General features: G+C 36.2%; 19 protein-coding genes. 10 read left to right on the top strand and 9 right to left on the bottom strand.

Annotation, left to right across the window (positions count from 1 at the left end):
• Positions 1 to 77: 77 nt before the first annotated feature.
• The 3 genes from SAGCYANO_RS19255 to SAGCYANO_RS19265 form a co-directional block, all read right to left on the bottom strand.
• Positions 78 to 731, bottom strand: coding sequence for a DUF4200 domain-containing protein (locus tag SAGCYANO_RS19255; protein ID WP_202221541.1), 654 nt, complete (start codon positions 729 to 731; stop codon positions 78 to 80).
• Positions 732 to 876: 145 nt separating this feature from the next.
• Positions 877 to 1,284, bottom strand: a complete 408-nt coding sequence (locus SAGCYANO_RS19260; RefSeq protein ID WP_202221542.1) for a caspase family protein — start codon at positions 1,282 to 1,284, stop codon at positions 877 to 879.
• A 164-nt stretch (positions 1,285 to 1,448) separates the two neighbouring features.
• Positions 1,449 to 2,261 (bottom strand): creatininase family protein, encoded by an 813-nt coding sequence (locus SAGCYANO_RS19265; protein ID WP_202221567.1) that lies wholly within the window; start codon positions 2,259 to 2,261, stop codon positions 1,449 to 1,451.
• Positions 2,262 to 5,297: 3,036 nt separating this feature from the next.
• On the opposite strand from SAGCYANO_RS19265, the gene SAGCYANO_RS19270 reads away from it, so the two are divergent.
• Positions 5,298 to 6,257, top strand: coding sequence for a 3'(2'),5'-bisphosphate nucleotidase (locus SAGCYANO_RS19270; protein WP_202221543.1), 960 nt, complete (start codon positions 5,298 to 5,300; stop codon positions 6,255 to 6,257).
• Positions 6,258 to 6,459: 202 nt separating this feature from the next.
• Positions 6,460 to 6,603, top strand: a complete 144-nt coding sequence (locus SAGCYANO_RS19275; protein ID WP_202221544.1) for a hypothetical protein — start codon at positions 6,460 to 6,462, stop codon at positions 6,601 to 6,603.
• A gap of 1,240 nt (positions 6,604 to 7,843) precedes the next feature.
• Here the strand turns inward: SAGCYANO_RS19275 and SAGCYANO_RS19280 are convergent.
• Complete coding sequence (locus tag SAGCYANO_RS19280; RefSeq protein ID WP_202221545.1) at positions 7,844 to 9,295, bottom strand: MlaD family protein; 1,452 nt, start codon at positions 9,293 to 9,295, stop codon at positions 7,844 to 7,846.
• A gap of 645 nt (positions 9,296 to 9,940) precedes the next feature.
• Complete coding sequence (locus tag SAGCYANO_RS19285; RefSeq protein WP_202221546.1) at positions 9,941 to 10,765, bottom strand: ABC transporter ATP-binding protein; 825 nt, start codon at positions 10,763 to 10,765, stop codon at positions 9,941 to 9,943.
• A gap of 306 nt (positions 10,766 to 11,071) precedes the next feature.
• On the opposite strand from SAGCYANO_RS19285, the gene SAGCYANO_RS50475 reads away from it, so the two are divergent.
• The 5 genes from SAGCYANO_RS50475 (at position 11,072) to tsaE (ending at position 15,158) form a co-directional block, all read left to right on the top strand.
• Positions 11,072 to 11,260 (top strand): helix-turn-helix domain-containing protein, encoded by a 189-nt coding sequence (locus SAGCYANO_RS50475; protein ID WP_202221547.1) that lies wholly within the window; start codon positions 11,072 to 11,074, stop codon positions 11,258 to 11,260.
• Positions 11,235 to 11,978 carry an RNA-guided endonuclease TnpB family protein gene (locus SAGCYANO_RS50480; protein ID WP_202221548.1) on the top strand — a complete coding sequence of 248 codons (744 nt, stop codon included), beginning with the start codon at positions 11,235 to 11,237 and terminating at the stop codon, positions 11,976 to 11,978. The genes SAGCYANO_RS50475 and SAGCYANO_RS50480 overlap by 26 nt, the downstream gene beginning before the upstream one ends.
• Positions 11,979 to 12,096: 118 nt before the next feature.
• Positions 12,097 to 12,288, top strand: coding sequence for a zinc ribbon domain-containing protein (locus SAGCYANO_RS50485; protein ID WP_375339960.1), 192 nt, complete (start codon positions 12,097 to 12,099; stop codon positions 12,286 to 12,288).
• A gap of 176 nt (positions 12,289 to 12,464) precedes the next feature.
• Positions 12,465 to 13,853, top strand: coding sequence for a gluconeogenesis factor YvcK family protein (yvcK, locus tag SAGCYANO_RS19305; RefSeq protein WP_202221568.1), 1,389 nt, complete (start codon positions 12,465 to 12,467; stop codon positions 13,851 to 13,853).
• Between the two features lie 816 nt (positions 13,854 to 14,669).
• Positions 14,670 to 15,158 (top strand): tRNA (adenosine(37)-N6)-threonylcarbamoyltransferase complex ATPase subunit type 1 TsaE, encoded by a 489-nt coding sequence (tsaE, locus tag SAGCYANO_RS19310; protein ID WP_202221549.1) that lies wholly within the window; start codon positions 14,670 to 14,672, stop codon positions 15,156 to 15,158.
• Positions 15,159 to 15,236: 78 nt separating this feature from the next.
• Here the strand turns inward: tsaE and SAGCYANO_RS19315 are convergent, their stop codons facing one another.
• Entirely contained in the window at positions 15,237 to 15,704 is a 468-nt protein-coding gene (locus SAGCYANO_RS19315; protein ID WP_202221550.1) for a nucleoside 2-deoxyribosyltransferase, read from the bottom strand.
• 119 nt (positions 15,705 to 15,823) lie between these two features.
• Here SAGCYANO_RS19315 and SAGCYANO_RS19320 point away from each other — a divergent pair, with 119 nt between their 5' ends.
• A complete protein-coding gene (locus SAGCYANO_RS19320) occupies positions 15,824 to 16,720 on the top strand; it encodes a GIY-YIG nuclease family protein (protein ID WP_202221551.1) in 897 nt (298 codons plus the stop codon).
• A gap of 49 nt (positions 16,721 to 16,769) precedes the next feature.
• On the top strand, positions 16,770 to 18,191 hold the full coding sequence (locus tag SAGCYANO_RS19325) for an RNA-guided endonuclease TnpB family protein (protein WP_202221552.1): 1,422 nt from the start codon (positions 16,770 to 16,772) through the stop codon (positions 18,189 to 18,191).
• Between the two features lie 67 nt (positions 18,192 to 18,258).
• On the opposite strand, the gene SAGCYANO_RS19330 is transcribed toward SAGCYANO_RS19325, so the two are convergent.
• On the bottom strand, positions 18,259 to 19,590 hold the full coding sequence (locus SAGCYANO_RS19330) for a dihydroorotase (RefSeq protein ID WP_202221553.1): 1,332 nt from the start codon (positions 19,588 to 19,590) through the stop codon (positions 18,259 to 18,261).
• 370 nt (positions 19,591 to 19,960) lie between these two features.
• Between SAGCYANO_RS19330 and lepB the strand changes: the two genes are divergently transcribed.
• On the top strand, positions 19,961 to 20,611 hold the full coding sequence (gene lepB / locus SAGCYANO_RS19335; RefSeq protein WP_202221554.1) for a signal peptidase I: 651 nt from the start codon (positions 19,961 to 19,963) through the stop codon (positions 20,609 to 20,611).
• 135 nt (positions 20,612 to 20,746) lie between these two features.
• Here the strand turns inward: lepB and SAGCYANO_RS19340 are convergent, their stop codons facing one another.
• Both SAGCYANO_RS19340 and SAGCYANO_RS19345 read right to left on the bottom strand, forming a co-directional pair.
• Positions 20,747 to 21,328, bottom strand: coding sequence for a DNA-binding protein (locus tag SAGCYANO_RS19340; protein ID WP_237396361.1), 582 nt, complete (start codon positions 21,326 to 21,328; stop codon positions 20,747 to 20,749).
• A 67-nt stretch (positions 21,329 to 21,395) separates the two neighbouring features.
• Positions 21,396 to 21,674 (bottom strand): hypothetical protein, encoded by a 279-nt coding sequence (locus SAGCYANO_RS19345; protein WP_237396363.1) that lies wholly within the window; start codon positions 21,672 to 21,674, stop codon positions 21,396 to 21,398.
• Between the last annotated feature and the right edge of the window lie 210 nt (positions 21,675 to 21,884).

Here is a 21,884-nt window from a genome sequence, read left to right on the forward strand (position 1 = left end):
TTTCATTATTAGTCAATCCTCTCCTTGAAAAGAAGAGGTAATTATTCATTATTAATTGTTGAACCATAATATTAGTTTTATTCAAGAATAAATTGTTCAATAGCAGAAATTTCATCCTCCAATTCAGCAATTTTAGCCTCTTCTTCCAAAAGCTGTTTTTCTAATTGAAACTTAACTGCTGTTGCACTTTCAATAGCTAGGTCTGCTCGCATTCGTTTTGCTTTTTCACTGCGTAAGTTGTAGTCTGATTCTAGGGAATCTCGTTTCTGCTCCATTCGTCGTCGTTTTCCAGATGTTAAATTAGTTGTTGTACCAATAGATTCAATAAAAGGTAACTCTCCTGTTGTAAACTTACTACCGCCTGCATAGTAACAGATAGGAAAGTTATCGCCTAGTTCTAAAACCTTATTTACGAAGGGGTGCTGAGAATTATTTGTTCGTTTAGGAACTTGGTCAAATAGGTAAATCAAGGTATCAAGGATACGAGCATAACCATCCTGATTAACAGATGCTTTACCTTGCATTCCCTCTAGTAAACAAGCAGTAAAGATACTGTAAGGATTACCAGTATACGATAATTCATCTTCCCTTGAAGAAGCAACCACTACTCGACCACTACCTGATTTCAAAATATTCATCAGGTCAGGTGGAACAGGTGACTTAACAAAACTTTTCTCTATATCCTTCAGTTGGGGTAGACCTCCAGCATGACAGCAATCTAAGAAAACCACTAACTTATATCATGTCCGGTTGAACAGTTATAAATAAATGACGGAGTCCTCAGGAGTCAACCCACCCCTAACCCTCCCAGGAGGGGAAGTCAGGAGTCAGGAGGAAATAAAGAAGAAGAGAAGGAGAAAGTTTTTTTATCACTAATTATCCGGACATGATATTACGAGCATTTATAGCTTCTATCTTTTCAGTGAACTCTTTGCCTGAAATTGCTGTATCCTCAAGATTATTCATCTTAAAGCCATAAGGAACTAAAAAATACTTTTCCCCATCTGGACTATTAATTTTTACTCCATGACCAGAATAATAGACAATTACCGTAGCTTCAGGATTGTGACTCACCTGTTCAATTAATGAGTCAAATGCAGCAAGAATCTTTAAACGAGTGGCTGAAGTTTCTGTGAGTAATACTACTTGTTCTTTTGAGTAAGCTGCTTTACCAGGATAAATCAATATATTATGTAGAGCAGTAGCATCTTGAACAGTAACAGGTAAATCAGCACCGATGCCAATTAGTAATGCGTAGCCATTAGAAAAGGTTTGATTAGTCATGATTCACTTTTATTAACTTATGAAATTTGATTGTTTCGTAATCAAGTTAAGTTGGCTATAAAAAATTTTAACATAATCGTTTTTTGGTAATAGTGCATTGTAGTGGTATAGAAAGTGGGAGCATCTTGCTCCCGTTCTCAGTGTTGCTTATCTCCACTTAATAATCAAGAGTTAGGTTTTTGTTTTGGCTGCCGAAATTTATAAACATCCCGAATAACCTGCACCCAACTATCAGTCAAAGCTTCAATAAGGCGATCGCCTTTTTCTTTCGTTGCTACCTTTGCATCACCCAACACCCCACTACAACTTAACTCCTGGGTTAACCAAGCGAAAGGCAACTTTCCCTCCATACTTAACATACTGTCTTCAGGCAAATCTTGAGGATATTCCGTTACTGCCTTATCCATTTTTACCGTATCCGGCAATATTGACAACATCATACTGGTTTCCCCATCTCCTGCATGAATTCCCAATTCCATTTCCTTTGGCGTAAACAACTCTTCGTTAGGCAGGGGTACGCGCCAAGCAAAAAGCGGAAATAGCAAAAAATCCTCATATTTCTGGTGCAAGTCTCGCGCCACAATTTCGATAACTTGTGGTTGTCCGCCATGAGCGTTCAAAAATACCAATTTGCGGAACCCAGAACGATAGATACTTTCAGCCATTTCTGTCAATACTGCCATCAAAGTCTGAGCGGTGAGAGTAATAGTACCCGGAAAATGCCAATGTTCGTTAGATTTACCGTAATATTGAGTTGGTAAGGCGTAAGCAGGAATATTAGAGTCGAGTTTAGCTAGTGCTTTACCTGTAATAAAAGTAGCGATCGCCGAATCAACAATTATAGGTAAATGAAAACCGTGTTGTTCAATAGAACCCACTGGTTGAATAATTACTACATTTTCCTTATTTGGCATTGTTTCAATATCTTGCCAGGTGAGATAGGGAAAAAATCTTTCTGGTGGGATAAAATTGTGCATCATTATTAATAAAGTCAAATATCATTAATAATCATAATAGACATCTCCTAGAAAAGAGGGAGTAGGGAGTAGGGAGTAGGGAGTAGAGAGTAGGGGAAAATAATTGATAATTTCTGTGGCATAATTGACTTTATTTTTGCGGGACTTATATCATATTCGGATAATTAGTGATAAATCAAGTTTAAGGACTAACAATACCGAGAGTACTAAAGAAATACTGAAATTATCAATACCCCATCTCCAATATTTCCTCTTTTTATCCTTTCTTTCTTCCTGACTCCTGACTCGGTCCTCCTGACTCCTCACAACAGTTATTTATAAGTATTCAACCGTTAGCGCAGCTCCCCCTCCGGGGGAACATGATATTACGCATAACCACAAAATATAGTGGTTAACGGCCGTTAACCTCTACAAATTATCTATATTTTCGTCTTTTGCGTAAGTCCTGTTTTTATTATAGGAGATGTCTAATATACGTCTTTTCAATAATTGATAATTGATCATGAATAATTGATAATTGATAATTACCTCTCCCTAAAAGGAAGAGGATTGAATCAAAGGAAAATTAATTCATTGTTTCTCCTTAAAAGGAGAGATATTTTACCCTAATTATTCGGTAAAAATCAAAAATTAAATCAATTATTATCCAGAAATTATCAATTATTCTTCCCTGTTCCCTGTTCCCTTTTTCCTGTTCTTTAATCAAAGGAAAATTAATTCATTGTTTCTCCTTGAAAGGAGAGGCATTTTACCCTAATTATTCGGTAAAAATCAAAAATTAAATCAATTATTATCCAGAAATTATCAATTATTCTTCCCTGTTCCCTGTTCCCTTTTTCCTGTTCTTTAATCAAAGGAAAATTAATTCATTGTTTCTCCTTGAAAGGAGAGGCATTTTACCCTAATTATTCGGTAAAAATCAAAAATTAAATCAATGATTATCCAGAAATTATCAATTATTCTTCCCTGTTCTCTGTGCCCTTTTTCCTGTTCTTTAATCAAAGGAAAATTAATTCATTGTTTCTCCTTGAAAGGAGAGGCATTTTACCCTAATTATTCGGTAAAAATCAAAAATTAAATCAATGATTATCCAGAAATTATCAATTATTCTTCCCTGTTCTCTGTGCCCTTTTTCCTGTTCTTTAATCAAAGGAAAATTAATTCATTGTTTCTCCTTGAAAGGAGAGGCATTTTACCCTAATTATTCGGTAAAAATCAAAAATTAAATCAATGATTATCCAGAAATTATCAATTATTCTTCCCTGTTCTCTGTGCCCTTTTTCCTGTTCTTTAATCAAAGGAAAATTAATTCATTGTTTCTCCTTGAAAGGAGAGGCATTTTACCCTAATTATTCGGTAAAAATCAAAAATTAAATCAATGATTATCCAGAAATTATCAATTATTCTTCCCTGTTCTCTGTGCCCTTTTTCCTGTTCTTTAATCAAAGGAAAATTAATTCATTGTTTCTCCTTGAAAGGAGAGGCATTTTACCCTAATTATTCGGTAAAAATCAAAAATTAAATCAATGATTATCCAGAAATTATCAATTATTCTTCCCTGTTCTCTGTGCCCTTTTTCCTGTTCTTTAATCAAAGGAAAATTAATTCATTGTTTCTCCTTGAAAGGAGAGGCATTTTACCCTAATTATTCGGTAAAAATCAAAAATTAAATCAATGATTATCCAGAAATTATCAATTATTCTTCCCTGTTCTCTGTGCCCTTTTTCCTGTTCTTTAATCAAAGGAAAATTAATTCATTGTTTCTCCTTGAAAGGAGAGGCATTTTACCCTAATTATTCGGTAAAAATCAAAAATTAAATCAATGATTATCCAGAAATTATCAATTATTCTTCCCTGTTCTCTGTGCCCTTTTTCCTGTTCTTTAATCAAAGGAAAATTAATTCATTGTTTCTCCTTGAAAGGAGAGGCATTTTACCCTAATTATTCGGTAAAAATCAAAAATTAAATCAATGATTATCCAGAAATTATCAATTATTCTTCCCTGTTCTCTGTGCCCTTTTTCCTGTTCTTTAATCAAAGGAAAATTAATTCATTGTTTCTCCTTGAAAGGAGAGGCATTTTACCCTAATTATTCGGTAAAAATCAAAAATTAAATCAATGATTATCCAGAAATTATCAATTATTCTTCCCTGTTCTCTGTGCCCTTTTTCCTGTTCTTTAATCAAAGGAAAATTAATTCATTGTTTCTCCTTGAAAGGAGAGGCATTTTACCCTAATTATTCGGTAAAAATCAAAAATTAAATCAATGATTATCCAGAAATTATCAATTATTCTTCCCTGTTCTCTGTGCCCTTTTTCCTGTTCTTTAATCAAAGGAAAATTAATTCATTGTTTCTCCTTGAAAGGAGAGGCATTTTACCCTAATTATTCGGTAAAAATCAAAAATTAAATCAATGATTATCCAGAAATTATCAATTATTCTTCCCTGTTCTCTGTGCCCTTTTTCCTGTTCTTTAATCAAAGGAAAATTAATTCATTGTTTCTCCTTGAAAGGAGAGGTATTTTACCCTAATTATTCGGTAAAAATCAAAAATTAAATCAATTATTATCCAGAAATTATCAATTATTCTTCCCTGTTCCCTGTTCCCTTTTTCCTGTTCTTTAATCAAAGGAAAATTAATTCATTGTTTCTCCTTGAAAGGAGAGGTATTTTACCCTAATTATTCGGTAAAAATCAAAAATTAAATCAATTATTATCCAGAAATTATCAATTATTCTTCCCTGTTCTCTGTGCCCTTTTTCCTGTTCTTTAATCAAAGGAAAATTAATTCATTGTTTCTCCTTGAAAGGAGAGGTATTTTACCCTAATTATTCGGTAAAAATCAAAAATTAAATCAATTATTATCCAGAAATTATCAATTATTCTTCCCTGTTCTCTGTGCCCTTTTTCCTCTTTTGGAGAAGATGTCTAATGCTTAACTCCTAAAGTTTTGGGGACTAAACCAAGTTCTAAATATTCAAACACTGGTATATGTTATAAATATGCTATAAATAGTACTTAATTTAAAACTACTCATGGCTTACGAACGCGAAAAACAAATAGCAATTGAAGCTGCTCTAGCAGCAGCAAAACTCTGCGAACAGGTTCGTGGAAACATTCCCCCTGCAATGGAAAAAGGTGATAAAAGTCCGGTGACTGTTGCTGACTATGGCGCTCAAGCATTGATTTGTAAAGCCTTGAGTGAGAGCTTTCCAGACGACCCAGTGGTAGGAGAAGAAGACGCCACTGAATTACAAACTCCAGAGATGGCAGAAAATTTGACAAAAGTGACAAATTATGTAAAAGAACAGATAGCAGATGCTACTCCAGAACAAATAGTACAGTGGATTAACCAAGGTAACGGTAAAGTCGGACCTCGTTATTGGACTTTAGACCCCATTGATGGCACAAAAGGGTTTTTACGTCAAGACCAATATGCAGTAGCGTTGGCATTGGTGGAAGCAGGAGAAGTTAAAGTAGGGGTGTTAGCTTGCCCAGCAATGCCAGTAGAAAATAATCAACCAGGAATGCTGTATGTAGCGGTGCGGGGTGAAGGAGCAGCAATGATGCCAATAGCAGGAGGTGAATTGACTCCTATTCATGTGGTGAAAGCGGGTGATACTACTAATCTCCGGTTTGTGGAAAGTGTGGAAAGTTCCCACGGCGACCAAGACCGTCAGAATGCAGTAGCGAAAGCTGCGGGAATTACTGCGCCTTCTGTACGGGTAGACTCTCAAGCAAAATATGGTATTGTGGCATCTGGGCAAGCTGCTTTATATTTGCGTTTGCCTTCACCGAAGTCTCCTAACTATCGAGAGAATATTTGGGATCATGCTGCTGGAGCGATCGTTGTGGAAGAAGCTGGAGGACGTGTTTCCGATCTTCATGGTAAACCGTTAAATTTTGCTGATGGAGCGAAGATGGTTGATAACCGTGGTGTGGTTGTTAGTAATGGGATAATTCACGACCAAGTTTTAGCTGCTTTGCAGGAATAAATATAGCGTTTCACGGAAGTCAAAAGTCAGTAGGGGCGCCATTCGATAGTTCTGCGCAAGCTTTCGGCCGTTCGCCTTTCATATTACTTACAGCAGATTCCAAGTACATGAAGTACAGATATTAACAATTAAATGAATGCAAGTGCGGGCCGGAAAGCCCGCTATGGGTGTATCTCACGCCTAGTGGAATCTGCTGTAAATTTTGAGTTATAGAACCCCTAAGTGTATCTTTGATTTTCTCTTTTTTGTCAGTCAGGCGATCGCCAATCATCCAAAAGTAGTTTCACGCCTCAAAATTAGACAAGAAGGGAAAACTATAGATTTAACTTATCACGTCAGTAATTAAAATTATTTATTTTAATCAAACAAGTTCCGATTTTCCCCAAATTATTACAAAATATTTCACGCACTTGCGTTATTTCAGGCATTTGGTATCATAGTCTGTACATAAGATATTGTGCCAATGTTGTGTTTAAAAGTAAAAAATTCTGTCTTGAATAAAGCTACAAGCAAGTATTTACGTTAATATCATCCAGAATATTTATATTTTTGGCAAAGGTGAATAATCTCAAAACGAGAAATTTTAGACAAGTAGAAATGCTTAAGTAATTATGGCTATTGACAGATAACAACTTAATAGAGTAATAAGTTGCGACAGGCTTTTATAGTCCTAAGTTCATAATTTTTCGGTTTCCAGCAACCCTTATAGTTGTTAGGCTACTGAAAACGGCTTTCTGTCAGCCAATGTATTTCAAGAAAAGATCCGGTTAGGGGTTCTATAGAGCGATCGCTCATAGTTTTCTTCAATAATTAATAATTACAGCATATTTCTGGCAAATGAGGTACAGGGTAAATAATGCAAATATTTTAATGCGGGCCGGAAAGCCCGCGACTGGTGTACCTCACGGGCAACGGGAACCGCTGTAATTAATTACTTTTCCTTACGCTCCCAAGATGCTCGCACTAATTATCAAACACCAACCAGGCGGTTTCTATAATATCAAGTCCGGATAATTACTGATGAAAAAACCTATCCTTTTACACAGGGAAAATATCTCTATTATCTCTACTCCCTACTCTGTATTCAAGCGGACATAATAGACATCTCCAATCATAAAAAATTAAATCAATTATCGCACAAAAATTATCAATTATTTACCGAAAAATTGTGGTTGAAAGCCTCCTCTTATCAAACAATAACCAGGCGGTTTCTATAATATCAAGTCCGGATAATTACTGATGAAAAAACCTATCCTTTTACACAGGGAAAATATCTCTATTATCTCTACTCCCTACCCTGTATTTAGACAGACATAATAGACATCTCCAATCATAAAAAATTAAATCAATTATCGCACAAAAATTATCAATTATTTACCGAAAAATTGTGGTTGAAAGCCTCCTCTTTTAAGAGAATAAAAAGCAGTCGAGGGATGGCGCCATTCGGAGCGGGTCTGCAAGAACGGGTCTCGGAGCTGTCCGACCATCGACCAAGATGAAGAAAAATTTTCCTTTGACTCAATCCTCTTCTTTTAAAGGATAGGTAATTCTAAATTCGCGCATTCTAAATTCTAAATTCTTGAACCCTACTCCCTACTCCCTACTCCCTCTTTTCCGGAAATGTCTAATTTACTAACCTCTGAACTGCCACTATCTTTTAACAAAGTTTCAATATTTTTTGCCATCCGAGTTTGCTGCTCTAACTGCTTTGTTGAAGAGAATAAATCACCTAATCCATTAATAATTTGTTTAAGACTTCTCCTAAATCTATCATCCCCAGTTAAATCATCTAAATCTGATGTCATTTTCTGCACATTCTGAAATGTTGCTCTGGCTGAATCTAATGTTTGTTGCAACATAATTATATTTGTAGAACTATTTAAATCACTAGAAATATCTCGTAGATTAGCAGAAGTTTCTACAGCATTTGCTGATAATATTTCTAAATTACCAATCAATTCTCCTCTTTCTATATCGTCAACTATCGGACTTAAACTATCCATTAAAACTGCTAACTCTTCCGTCGTTTTCTCAATATTATCTAAAGTTGCGATAAGAGTAGAACGATTTGTATTAACAATTGAATTAATCTGCTCTGCTGTTAAACTAAATTTATTCGCTACTTCCTCCACAGAATTTGCAGAAGCGATCGCTGCTTCAGAAACTTTTGCTGTAGATTCTTCCATAGCTTTAGTCACATTTGCTATGCCATTAGAAATATCATTTACTTCTCTTTCTACAGTTTTCGTCAGACTATCCAAATCTCTCTCTACAGTATTAGTCAAACCACCTATTTCCCCTTCCAAAGTATTAGTCAAACCACCTATTTCTCCCTCTAAAGTTTGAGTTAAACCACCCACTTCTGCTCTAAGAATTCCTGTTATTTCATCAACATCTTCTCTTAAATATTGACTTATACCTTGCACTTCTCCTCTAATAGTTTCTGATAAATCAGCCAGTTCTTTTGTTAGCTTAGAAGCTTCTGCAGAAGCATTAGCTGTATTTTCAGCAATTATTTTGATATTACTAAATAACTCTGGGTCACTATATAGATCGATTAAACGAATTCCTGCTCTTAATAATTGCTGTATTTCTACTCCTGCTTGCCCTTGTAAACGGTCATTATTACAGATAATTATTTCCGGACAATTAGAAGATAAAGGACCAGCAGAAATTTCTGATTCTGGTATTCCACCTCTAGGAGTAATATCTATCACTGCAGTACCAATAAATGAAGATGTATTTGCTTGAATAAACACATCACGAGGAATAATTAAATCTTCAGGTTTAATTTCTAAACTAATATCTACTCCATTTGGCCCTGGTTTAATTCCTACTACCTGTCCAACATTAATACCTCGATATCTAACCGATGTGCCTAACTCCAGACCAGATGCACTTTCAAATTCCACTATTACCTTATAACTACGTTGGCCTAAGTTTACTCCCCTCAACCAAAGCACCAATACACCAAATAAACCTAACCCTAACAAAGTTAATAAACCAACTGAACCTTCTCTAGCTGTTCGCGATCGCATAGTTTCCCCAAAATTATCAATAAGCTATAGTTGTATTCTAAATCTATTAATTTTTCTGGCCTTTAATCCCACATTCCGCACTTCAATTTGTAACATAAAAATTAGTATAAAATCCGTAGCTTACTTAAGTATTTATACTATATAAATTATCTTCATTTACCTTGATCGGGAGTCAAATTCTTAGTTAAATATTAAGCATAAATACTTACCAATGGATAATGGATAATGGATAATTAATTACCAGAAGTTTAAAGCCTCTCCTTTTAAGGAGAAAAAAGCGGTCGTTAGAGAAGAAATCTGATTTCCTTATATTCAATTCTGTAACGGTTTTAACCAGAGGTAATTACCCATTATCAATTAATAAATGAATCATTGACTCCTATTGGCCACTATGATTTTATTCTTATAGCAATGTGCGCTGGCATATTTACAAATGACAAGAACTGTCCAATAGCTAAAAATCTTATATTATCGGTTTTTTATTCCCCTCCACCGGAGGGGTTAGGGGTGGGTTCCCTGTTGCCTTCCGGAGCTGTTGCCTGTTGCCTGCGCACAGCGCTATACTTTTGACTTTTGACTTATCTTACTTTTGACTGTTGAATTTTGACTTTTGACTTACATTGTTTTGTCCTGCGGAATGTAGGTTTAATTTGGCAATTGTGTTCCTTGCCTTCCAGTCAAACCTCTATCCAAGACCTGAATTGGTCCATCGACACTACCTGTAAAAAATTGTTGTACCAAAGGGTTGTCCACTGTATCAATTTCATCCACAGTACCAACCCACTGCACTTTACCCTGATAAAGAAATACAATTCTGTCTGCTGTGCGACGAATGGTACTATGTTGATGAGTAATCATTACATAAGTGCTACAACCACCATCTACATATTGTAAGTGACGTACCAAATCTTCAATTACAGTAGAAGCGATGGGGTCTAGGCCCGCAGTTGGTTCATCATATAATAATATTTCTGGGTCATCATGGGGATTTTCTGGATTAGTCATAATTGCTCTTGCAAAACTCACTCTTTTACGCATCCCACCAGATAACTCTGCCGGATAGCGATCGCCAATATTACCCAACCCCACCATTTCCAATTTGTGCTGCACCAACTCCTGAATCTGGGAATGTGGTAACTTACTCTGTTGATACAAAAGAAAACCCACATTTTCTTCTACTGTCAACGAGTCAAACAGAGCAGCATTTTGAAAGACCATACCAATAGTAATTGGATCTTTCAAATCATCCATCCATCTAACTCGTCGCTGTCCCTCGACATAAACTTCTCCAGCATCAGGAGTCAATAAACCAGCAATAATTCTCAGAACTGTGGATTTACCAGTTCCAGATGGACCAATAATTGCCAATGCTTCTCCACGATAAATTGTTAAGTCTGTTTCATCTAAAACAACATTAGACCCGAATGATTTACTAATTCCTTTCAGTTCGATTATAGGTTCGTGATTCATCGTTTACACTTAACAGTCAACAATAATTTATTGGCCTTAAAAAAGCAGGCAGTAAGTATAGCGCTACGCGCAAGGCAACAGGCAACAGGCAATAGGCAACAGATTAAGTAAAAAAGGGTTTTCCTACGGAATGCTGCGCAAACAGCTTCTATTGATGTCCTAAACTTAATGCGTAGCGCCATAACAGATTTTGTTGGCAGTATAGCAAGGGGGCATCATAAGAGTCTCAAACTTTGAGATTTAGTCAGCCGCCCTAGTTAAAAAATTTGTATTATTATCTTGCTATAACCCAGGAAATTTTCCACCATGGGCACTGCCTACCAATATAAATTAAGGCCTAATAAAGAACAGTTAGCCACAATAGAAATGTGGTTGGAACTGTTGCGTCGGCAGTACAATTATCGGTTAAGTGAAAGATTCTCATGGTGGGAAGAAAACCGTTGTTCAGTTAACTCTTGCCCCAAGGTGCATGCCAATTCCTCAACTAAGAGATAATCCAGATTATTACTCTCAAAAAAAAGATTTGGTCAATACCAAAGACAAGTTTCGGGGGTACAAGCTGATTCATTCTCAGGTGTTACAAGATTGCATAAAACGGGTAAAGCTTGTCTTTGATAGATGGTTTAAAGCAAATAAAAGTGGATATAAATTAGGAAGACCAAGGTTTAAGAAAACAAGCCGTTATCGTAGCTTTACTTATCCTCAAATCAAGTTTGATTGCATAGAAGGAAATAAAATTAATTTACCCAAAATTGGCAAGGTAAAGTTAATTCAGCATCGTCCAATACCAGAAGGGTTTATAATTAAAACTGTTACGATTAGTCGTAAAGCAGATGGTTATTACGTGACTTTATCCATAGAAGACAAATCAGTTCCAGCTTTGAGTTGTAATGTTAAACCTACATTAAAAAATACTCTAGGAATCGATATGGGGCTGAAGGAATTTTTAGTCACAAGTGAAGGAGAATCTGTCCCCATACCTCAATACTATCGCTCTTCTCAGCAGCGATTAAAGACTCTACAAAAACGTTTATCTCGAAAGAAAAAAGGAAGTAAAAGATGGCTAAAGGGTGTTAAAGCTGTAGCGAAACAACATAAAAAGGTTGCCGATAAACGTAAAGATTTTCATTTCAAAACAGCCAATGAATTGTTATCACTCATCGGATGTTATTGCCCACGTAGACGCGGAGCGGCGTGCCGGAGGCAAACTTAAACATAAAAGGGCTAGCAAAGACTCATTTGAGTAAATCAATTAATGATGCGATTTGGGGGCCAATTCTTGTCTATTTTAACTGTCAAAGCCGTTAGCGCAGCTCCTCCGCAGGAGGCAAATGCTGGAGGTGAAAACTATAGCAGTGAACCCCAGAAATACCAGCCAAGATTGCTCAAACTGTGGAAAAAAAGTCGATAAAGAATTATCTCAAAGAACCCATTCTTGTCCGCACTGCGGCATAGTAATAGACCGCGACTTAAATGCAGCGATAAATATCAAAAATGGGGCGGTAGGGCCCAGACGTCTTTAAAGCACGCGCTTGCCCGATGCAATGGCAGGGCTACGAAGCGAGAAGCCGACACTATAGCGCCAACTTAGTGTGGGAGTATGTCATTTCTGAAGCGCCATAATACTGCCAGAATATTCTTTATTGTAGATATTATTTTTGTAAAATTTGTCCTTAATCAAGCTAAGGCTAATATTGCTATGTCAACTGGTTTAGTAAAGAAAACTCTGCGTATCTTTCTCAAAAGTAATTTTTTTGTTGCAAAACGTCGTCAGACTAACTCTCAGATAATTGGTCAATGGTTTAAGTGGCTAGCTCCAGGATTATTTATCAAGCGGTGGTTACTCCTGAGTGCTGCTGGGGTACTACTCACTAGCTTAGGTCTATCAATATGGACGGGAATGACTCCCATTTTTTACACCCTAAGACTACTTAAACAATTTTTGGGGTGGGTGACGACTATAGTTCCTAATTATATTTCCGGGCCAATAATTATCTTTGCTGGATTACTTTTTATCTTCTGGGGTCAAAATCGTAGTATTAATTCCATTACTCAGGTGTTAATACCAGAGGGAGAGGAAAAATTGGTGGATCGGTTACTTGCCCATCGACGGTTAAATCGAGGTCCAAAGATAGTTGCTATTGGCGGGGGTACAGGTCTTTCTACTTTGTTAAGAGGTCTTAAAGATTACAGTGCTAATATTACTGCTGTTGTGACGGTGGCAGATGATGGTGGGTCTTCTGGTAGGTTGCGCCGAGAGATAGGGGTACTACCACCAGGAGATATTCGTAATTGTTTAGCAGCTTTGGCGAATGAGGAAAAGTTATTAACTGAATTGTTTCAGTATCGGTTTCGTGCTGGTGATGGTTTGGTGGGGCATAGTTTTGGCAATCTTTTTCTTACGGCGATGAGTGAGGTGACTGGAGATTTGGAACAGGCCGTAGCTGCTAGCTCTCAAGTTTTGGCTATACGGGGTCAGGTTTTACCTGCTACTCTTACTGATGTTAATTTGTGGGCAGAATTGGCTGATGGACGACGTATTGAGGGGGAGTCTAATATTACTGAGGCCAGGGGAAAAATTGTCAAAATTGGCTGTACTCCTGAACATCCTCTTGCTTTGCCCAAAGTTTTACAGGCAATAGAAGAAGCTGACTATATTATTATTGGCCCGGGTAGTTTATATACTAGCGTGATTCCTAATTTATTAGTGTCTGAAATTGCTGAGGCAATTGCTTCTAGAAATATTCCTAGTATTTATGTTTGTAATATTATGACTCAGCCTGGAGAAACTACTGGATATACTGTGGCTGACCATATTCGTGCTATTGATGTTGCTGCTGGTAAACGATTATTTGATACTGTTTTAGTTCAGGGAAAAAGTCCTTCAGCACAAGCATTAGTTCGTTATGCTCAAGAAGATTCTCATCCAGTTTTTCTTGACCGTGAAGCTGTTAGAAATTTAGGAAGAAAAATTCTTTTGACTAATGTGATGTATGAAGATGAAGAAACTGGTTTTGTTCGTCACGATTCGATGATGTTAGCACAGGTATTATTAGAGTGGTATGAGCGGATTGAGTTTGATAAATAGTTAGGGTTTGCTAAATTAGTGTATGATATTAATCTTAATTACTTAGGAGTCAGAACTCAGGAGTCAGGAGTCAGGAGGGAAGAAAGAAGATTCATTAATTGATAGTGGATAATTGATAATTACCTCGGGTTTTAACCGTTACGGAATTGAATATAAGGAAATATTATTTCTTTTCTTGGTCGATTGGATATGCCTCCAAGACCTTGACATCCCACCCTTGGGGAAGCTACGCTTTTTCCTACCGAATGCTCCGCAAACATGTCGCTCCGCGTTAACGGAGTTGTGCGCCAGCAAAACGACCGCTTTTTCCCCTTAAAAGGGGAGGCTTTAAACCAGAATTATTGAATTATTAATTATTAATTATTGGGTAAGTACCCCAGCATAATTAAATATAACTATGTCATTGCGAAGGTTACTCCGTGGAAGGAAGCAATCTCAAGGGTTTTAACTGGTTTAAATTTTGTTACATAGTGAGGTTTATTTGTGCCTACTTAGTTAGAAGGAGAAAGTTTTATACTCGCGCTCTTATCCGGATATAATATTATACCTTAAATCAGCAATAGCGATAAATAATTAGGGCGTGACCGATCTAATCTAAAAGTATTTATAGATAAAGGTAAGTGCCTTTTTAAGTATCAAAAAGTGCGAGGTTTTAGGTGGTAATGGTTCAAAAATTTAGGATTTTAGTCAAGAGTTTGGCAGAAAAATCAAGGAACGATTATTCCTACTGTCTCCTCTATAATTCCCATTTATCCTGACTCCTGACTCCTGACTCCTCCCCTTACCAAAAGACTGATTCAGCAAACCCTAATTATTATGAACCAAGAAGTTTTTTTGCCACTAAAAAATACTGTAGCAACTCACAATCTTGGTAAAAATTTAGGGGGAATTTTGCCTGCTGGTAGTGTAATTTTCTTGGAGGGAAATTTAGGTAGTGGTAAAACTACTTTTGTTCAAGGTATTGGTGCTGGTTTGGGAGTAAAGGAAACAATTGATAGCCCTACTTTTACTTTAATTAATGAGTATTTTTCTGGCAGAATACCTCTTTATCATTTTGATTTATATCGCTTAGAAAATTCAGAGATTGAAGCTTTAAATTTGGAGATTTATTGGGAGGGTTTGGAAGTACCTTTGGGTATTGTCGCCATTGAATGGGGTGAAAAATTGGTTTATTATCCTCCTAATTTTTTGCGGGTTTGTTTGAGTTTTTCTAATGTAGGAAATACTGTTGACGAAACTCTCTGCGGGCGGCAGGCTAAATTAATTTCTATTGGTAAGTTTGATTTGGATTTGGATAAAATTTAGGTACTTTTATTGTAAGCATTTCCTACGGAATGCTTACCTTTTATTTAATTTTGCAGATCGGGTCTTACCATTAGTAATTTAAGAATCTTCCATTAGCCACTTATATAAAGCTTTGTGTTTTGAATCAATTTCTTCCACAGACTTATAATAATAATTTTCCCAACCCTTTTCTGGTAGACCTGCAAATATCATAAGATTCAGTGGATAATTTTCACTATCCGTGCAGCGACGAAAATCATCTCGAAACAGAAAAATTTCTTTATTGAGGGCGATCGCCACACCTAATTCAACCATTACACCTTCATCAGGCGGTGTGCCATTGACAATAGCAAATATAGCATCGCAGTTTCTTACATCATTCATATCTGCTTGAGCAATAATGTAGGCCCATCCTGGCTTTGAGAAGTCTTGTTGGTTGTTTCGTTCAAATGGTTCCCAAACTTCCGCTCCTAAAGATTTCAATTTTTCGGTTATGGGAGGAAGTAGCAGTTTTTTTTGTTGCTTTGAGAAACCATAAGGATTAGCTAGATAAATTGTTTTTTTCATTTTGCTTTTGTATTACAGCTTATTCCATGTAAATCTGGTACATTAATTTTAGTAGTAAAATGTCCAAATATGAAAGCTTAACTGATAAAATTTCGTCGAAAAATTGAGCAGATAAAATTATGGATAACTTACCAAAATTTTCTGGCAAATGTTCTTTAAGAAGTCGTTCTCTTCTTCCTGATATACCAGGAATTTATTTCATAGCAGATGAGCAAAATCAAATATTATATGTAGGTCAAGCTAAAAATTTGAAGAAACGTTGGGCAGGAAAAACTCATCATCGTTACAAACAGTTTGCTAGAAAAGGATTGGATAAAGTGTATATCTATTATATTGAAGCACCTTTATCAGAATTAGATGATTTAGAGAAAAAATATATTCAGGAAATTAAGCCACTACAAAACGATACTAAAGTTAAAGAATATATGCCAAAAAAAAGCCCGAAACTTTCTGAGTTACAACGACTATTAAAATTAGCTAATACTCCTTTATTTCCATCGGTTAAATTCAAAACGGTCAATGGTATTACAGTTCCAATAGAAGATTGGGATATGATTCGTGGGTTTATTGCTGGAATTGATAATACTGAAAATATACCTCAAATTTTTGTTATATGTCAGCAAAATATGGGTCAGTTATTGTGGAATCGAGTTAATCACAGAACAAAAAAACGTTTTTGCACTTATGATGCAGAAATAAGATGTTTTTTGATTAACTTAAGACAGGTAATTTTTGTATTTGTAGAATTATTTAGCCATACAGTTTCAAGGAATATTTTTAAAGCTACACATTCTTATCTGACAAACTCCAATAATTTTGGAGTCACCGTCAAAAAATTGACAAATATTCGTACTTTAATAGAATCATTGGATTTAGACTTGCCACCTGCTTATACGGAAACACACAAAATTAGAAAGGATGCAGAAAAAATTAGAATAGATTATCTTTTAAAAGTTTGCAATAATCTCAAAGTATTGCCTGATGATTTCAAGCTAAATGAAAAACTTGTCTGGTAAAAATATTGTTGATATAATATCTAATTGTAGATATAAAGGTCGATTCTCTATGCTATTGAAATACAAGTACAAGCTCAAACCTTGTAAAAGTCAAGCAGTAATTATATCTAGTTGGTTAGAGATGGCCCGGAAGCAATATAACTACCGTTTAGCTCAAAGATTGAATTGGTTTGAAGCAACGCGCACACCAGTAAACGCTTGTCCACTTAATGTTTCAGTAGTGCCTGTAGAAGGGATTTATCAAAACATATCAGAGTTTAGAGTACAAACACGAGATGGTAGAAAAAAAGACAGTAATGGTGATCCGATAAGCAAGAAAGGAGATACACATCCGAACATAGTCAATGGTTATGTTTTGTGGGAAACTGTTCAACTGGCAGATTTAGCACAGACTAAAAAACTATTCCCTGAGTATAAGTCTATCCACTCCCAAGTTTTGCAAGATGTTATTCAGCGTGTACAAACAACAATGGATAACTATACCGTACCCGATAAAAACGGCCAAACCAGTGGCAGACCGAAATTCAAGGGAAAACATTATTATAACTCGTTCAGTTATCCTCAGTTGTCAAATACCAATATTGTCAAAAATGCTAACGGTCGTTGTTGTATAAATCTACCCAAAATTGGTTTAGTCCCTTTGGTTTACAATCGCCCAATACCACTAGGATTCAAGGTTAAGACAGGTACAGTAATTCGTGAAGTTGATGGATGGTATATCAGTTTCACGATAGAAGATAAGACTGTGCCTTATGAGGTTGTAGAAATTCAACCCACCGAACAAAACTCAAAGGGTATAGATTTAGGATTGTTGCACTATGCTGTTACATCCGATGGGGAGTTTCTAGAAGTTCCTAAGTTTTTCAGATTCTCGGAACATAGATTATCTAAACTTCAGGTGAGATTGGCCAAAAAATCCAAGCACTCAAAACCTTGGAAAATTCTCAAAGGTAAAATAGCAAAACTCCATCAACTAATAGCTAGACAGCGACTAGACTGGCAATTCAAATTAGCTTATCATTTGTTTAGTGATTGTCAGGTAATATTCCTCGAAAACCTACTTCTAGCAAACTTACTCCGACGTTGCAAAGCTAAATTGGGAAGCAATGGTCAGTTCTTGCCTAACGGTCAATCAGCAAAATCAGGATTGAATAAGTCTTTGCAAGATGCAGCCTTTGGCCAGTTTGTTCAAGTCTTAGAATATGTTGCCTGGAAACTTGGCAAAAAAATTATCAAAGTAGACCCAAAAGGAACATCTCAGCATTGTTGGGAATGTTTGAGTAAAGTTGCTAAAAGCTTATCAGAGCGCTGGCATTCTTGCAGTAATTGTGGACAAGAACTAGATAGGGACTATAACTCGGCACTCCTCATACAGAAAATTGGATTGTTATCAACACAGGAGGAGGACATCACTTCTGTTAAAACTGCGGTCAGGGCTTTCCTGACTGAAGAATCCCACGCTCTCCCGTAGGGGAGCGTCGGGAGTATGTCAATAACGTAAGATTTTCCTTCTTTATTCTTCCTTCTTCCATAATTGCTCAGGAAACATCTGAAAAACTTAAAGCTCTACCCCGAAAATCAGAGTTAAATTCACCACGATTAAACACAACTTCTCCCCCAACAATAGTAACAACAGGCCAACCAGTTAAACTCCATCCTTCAAATGGACTCCACCCACATTTTGTCATTAATTCCTCTCTTAAAACAGGGCGATAATTATCCAAATCAACTAATACTAAATCCGCATCAAAACCAGGAGCGATCGCTCCTTTTTTCGGAATACCATAACCTTTTGCCACAGCAGTAGACATCCAATTAGAAACTTGAGCAACAGAACATCTTCCCTGGATAGCTTGAGTCAACATTAAGGGTAAAGAAGTTTCTACTCCAGGCATTCCCGAAGGAGTATTCGGATAACCTTTTGCTTTTTCTTCTAAAGTATGAGGTGCATGATCTGTGGCAATAAAATCAATTACTCCATCCAACAAAGCTTGCCATAAAACTTCATTATCCCAAGCAGATTTTAAAGGAGGATTCATCTGAGCTAAAGTACCAATTTTTTCATAAGCACTTGTATTTAATAATAAATGTTGAGGCGTAACTTCAGCAGTTACCCAACTAGGTTTATCCTGACGCAATAATTCAGCTTCATCTCCAGTGGAAGTATGCAAAATATGTAACCTCCGCTCATACTTTTTCGACAACTTCAAAGCCATCTTAGCTGCCAATAAAGCAGTCTCATTATCCTGAATTTGTGAATGAATAGCAGGGTCAGAAATTCCAGCAAATTCTTTTTTTCTTTCATCAATTCGAGCTTGATTTTCTGCATGAACAGCTATTAACCTTTTTCCCCTAGCAAAAATTGGCTCTAACTTTTCCTCCGTATCTACTAACAAAGGTCCGTGCATAGAACCCATAAAAATTTTAATCCCAGGAGTAGGATTAGCAGTTAATAAATCGGGTAAATTTTCTGCCGTTGCTCCAATAAAAAAACCGAAATTAACCAAACATTTTTGAGCTGCCCGTTGTAACTTATCATCCAATGCGGTTTGAGTCGTAGTCAAAGGTTTAGTATTAGGCATTTCCAGAAAAGAAGTAACACCACCTTTCACACAAGCTCGACTAGCAGTAAATAAATCCTCCTTATGTTCCAATCCAGGTTCCCGAAAATGTACCTGGGGGTCGATGACTCCAGGTAATAGGGTTAAACCTTCAGCATCTATGATTTTTTCTGGAGCTTCAGAAGATGAAATTTCTGGAGCAACCTGAATAATTTCTTGACCTTGAATTTGCACATCACCGACGATAAATTCTCCATCAGGTAGAAGAATACGAGCACGACGGATTATTAAAGAAGAAGTAGGGGACATGATGAAAAATTAGTTTTAATAAGATTGTTATATAATATTATGATGAGCAATTTAAAAACTAGGACATTTACTAATTAATTGTTAATTTAGACTGTTGAGACACCTGCTAATTTTATATAACAATCTGCGTATTGGTTGTGAAAATTCTTATAACAGTTAATTTTAACTGCAAACCTTTAAAATTATTTAAGTCGCTAATCCGACGGCTCCCCTATATGAGTTCTAAACGACCAGCAAAATATTACAACTGAAAATAGGATTGCTATATATTTTAGATAATCAAAAAATTAACTGGGAAACTCAAATTCTAAATCGACAATCAAAATCAAGTATTTTTCAATTAATTATTGGATTAATTATTTTATAGACTATGAATAAAGAAGAAAAAAAAGTAAAAAAAGAAGAGCAAAATGAAGAAAATCCATGGATTGAATCAATCAAAACCATAGGACTTAGTGTAATTTTGGCTATTGGAATTCGTCAATTTGTTGCTGAAGCACGTTATATTCCTTCTGGTTCAATGCTACCAACATTACAAATTAACGATCGCTTGATTATAGATAAATTGGGTTATCAATTTAAAGACCCACAGAGAGGAGATATTGTAGTTTTTAACCCAACAAAAGAACTTAAAACTCAGTATAAAGATGCTTTTATTAAACGAATAGTTGGATTACCTGGAGATCGAGTAGAATTGAAGGATGGAAAAGTATATGTAAATAACCAGGTGGTAGAAGAAACTTACGTTGCTTCAGATTTGAATCCTGCCGAACTTGAGGCAAGAAAAGTAAATCATCAACAAACTAGAATAGATGTTTGTCCCCCTGATAAAAGATTTCTTTCTGAACCTGTGACAGTGCCTCCAGATTCTTATTTAGTCATGGGAGATAATCGTAATCATAGTTATGATGGTCGGTGTTGGGGTTTTGTACCTTATGAAAATATTATTGGTCGAGCTATATTTCGCTTTTGGCCACTGGATACCATTGGTAATATAGATGAGTTGCCACTATACAAATGAAATTGCTAAAGGTTAGCACTACCACAAATATTCAGAATTATTTCCACAGTGATATAATGCCAGCCTAAAAGTTAAATAAGGCGACACCACTGTTGATTAATATATATATATAGTTAGCAAAAATCAGACTTTAACTTAACTAGAACCTTGAGGTTGATTTTCGTCTAGTTCTGTATCTCGGAAATATTTACGAATAATTTCAACTTCAGGCTCTGTCTCAATCCACAGACGAGCTCCACCTGCTTGACTCTTGTTAGGTTTATGAGGTCGATAGACGATTTTGCAATTTCCCAGAATTTCTACTTCGTGGCAGTAATGGTTTTTGCCTCCTTGTTTGACAGAAATTGCTGGAAGAGAGGTGCCGTGGTCTCGGTTATAGTCAATTTCTCTTCGTAGCACATGGATAAAAGTATTGCCTGTACGGAATCCTTTATTCCAAGTTCCTTGAGGGCCTCGACGACCAGGGGTAATTTCTGGCATTCCTCGACGATTTAAAGGAATTACCCAAAACCGTTTGACTTTTTTGGCTCCTTTGAGACGACCTTGCCTAAGAAGTAACCTGAGTCTAGCAGTAGAAATATTTAAAAGAAAAGCTGCTTCTGTTGTACCAACTTTATCTGGTTCAGTATTTGTATCTTTCATAAACTGTTTCGGAACATATAGAGTATAAGCGAGATAAGCACTTACCATCAAACAACAAAGGATTGAATTTGGCAATATTTGATTTTCCAGTATTGACTTATGATAGTAATCTGAGTAGGAGATTTTACAATTACCTAAAATCTCAACTAAATTCGGAGAGCTTCATAATATAATGTCCGTTTATATCGTTTGTGTAAACCCAAGGGTGAATATCTACAGGAAATAATGGTTTTTTTCTTGCGAGGGTAGCCTTCGGACCTCTTCCCTCTTCCTTCTTCCCTCTTCCTTCTTCCCTCTTCCTTCTTCCTTCTTCCTTACCTTTGCTATACAAGACCGATGCTACCGGACATGATATAAAAAGGTGTTGCTGAATGGTAATGATTTTTAGATTAACTATCAACGCAAAACATAAGTTTTTCAATTTTACCTTCAGCTACTTACCATTACATTTCAGCAACGCCTCCTTTAAAATTTTGACTCCAGGACACGACCTTGAATTTGTTTTCCTCACCAGGGAGTAGGGAATAATTAATAATTAACAATTACCTCTTCTTTTCAAGGAGAAGAGAATTGGCTAAAAGGATTTTTTATCTTTTAAAGGAAAGGCTTTAAATCTTAATTATTCGGTAAA

Origin of the sequence: Okeania sp. KiyG1 (genome assembly GCF_014132355.1) — a bacterium.
Classification (GTDB): domain Bacteria; phylum Cyanobacteriota; class Cyanobacteriia; order Cyanobacteriales; family Microcoleaceae; genus Okeania.

Bases quoted from the DNA above. Each gene is read 5' to 3' on its own strand.
- SAGCYANO_RS19260 (WP_202221542.1), bottom strand. From the start codon at position 1,284: ATGACTAATCAAACCTTTTCTAATGGCTACGCATTACTAATTGGCATC.
- SAGCYANO_RS19265 (WP_202221567.1), bottom strand. From the start codon at position 2,261: ATGCACAATTTTATCCCACCAGAAAGATTTTTTCCCTATCTCACCTGG.
- SAGCYANO_RS19270 (WP_202221543.1), top strand. From the start codon at position 5,298: ATGGCTTACGAACGCGAAAAACAAATAGCAATTGAAGCTGCTCTAGCA.
- SAGCYANO_RS19280 (WP_202221545.1), bottom strand. From the start codon at position 9,295: ATGCGATCGCGAACAGCTAGAGAAGGTTCAGTTGGTTTATTAACTTTG.
- SAGCYANO_RS19285 (WP_202221546.1), bottom strand. From the start codon at position 10,765: ATGAATCACGAACCTATAATCGAACTGAAAGGAATTAGTAAATCATTC.
- SAGCYANO_RS50475 (WP_202221547.1), top strand. From the start codon at position 11,072: ATGGGCACTGCCTACCAATATAAATTAAGGCCTAATAAAGAACAGTTA.
- SAGCYANO_RS50480 (WP_202221548.1), top strand. From the start codon at position 11,235: ATGCCAATTCCTCAACTAAGAGATAATCCAGATTATTACTCTCAAAAA.
- SAGCYANO_RS50485 (WP_375339960.1), top strand. From the start codon at position 12,097: ATGCTGGAGGTGAAAACTATAGCAGTGAACCCCAGAAATACCAGCCAA.
- yvcK (WP_202221568.1), top strand. From the start codon at position 12,465: ATGTCAACTGGTTTAGTAAAGAAAACTCTGCGTATCTTTCTCAAAAGT.
- tsaE (WP_202221549.1), top strand. From the start codon at position 14,670: ATGAACCAAGAAGTTTTTTTGCCACTAAAAAATACTGTAGCAACTCAC.
- SAGCYANO_RS19315 (WP_202221550.1), bottom strand. From the start codon at position 15,704: ATGAAAAAAACAATTTATCTAGCTAATCCTTATGGTTTCTCAAAGCAA.
- SAGCYANO_RS19320 (WP_202221551.1), top strand. From the start codon at position 15,824: ATGGATAACTTACCAAAATTTTCTGGCAAATGTTCTTTAAGAAGTCGT.
- SAGCYANO_RS19325 (WP_202221552.1), top strand. From the start codon at position 16,770: ATGCTATTGAAATACAAGTACAAGCTCAAACCTTGTAAAAGTCAAGCA.
- SAGCYANO_RS19330 (WP_202221553.1), bottom strand. From the start codon at position 19,590: ATGTCCCCTACTTCTTCTTTAATAATCCGTCGTGCTCGTATTCTTCTA.
- lepB (WP_202221554.1), top strand. From the start codon at position 19,961: ATGAATAAAGAAGAAAAAAAAGTAAAAAAAGAAGAGCAAAATGAAGAA.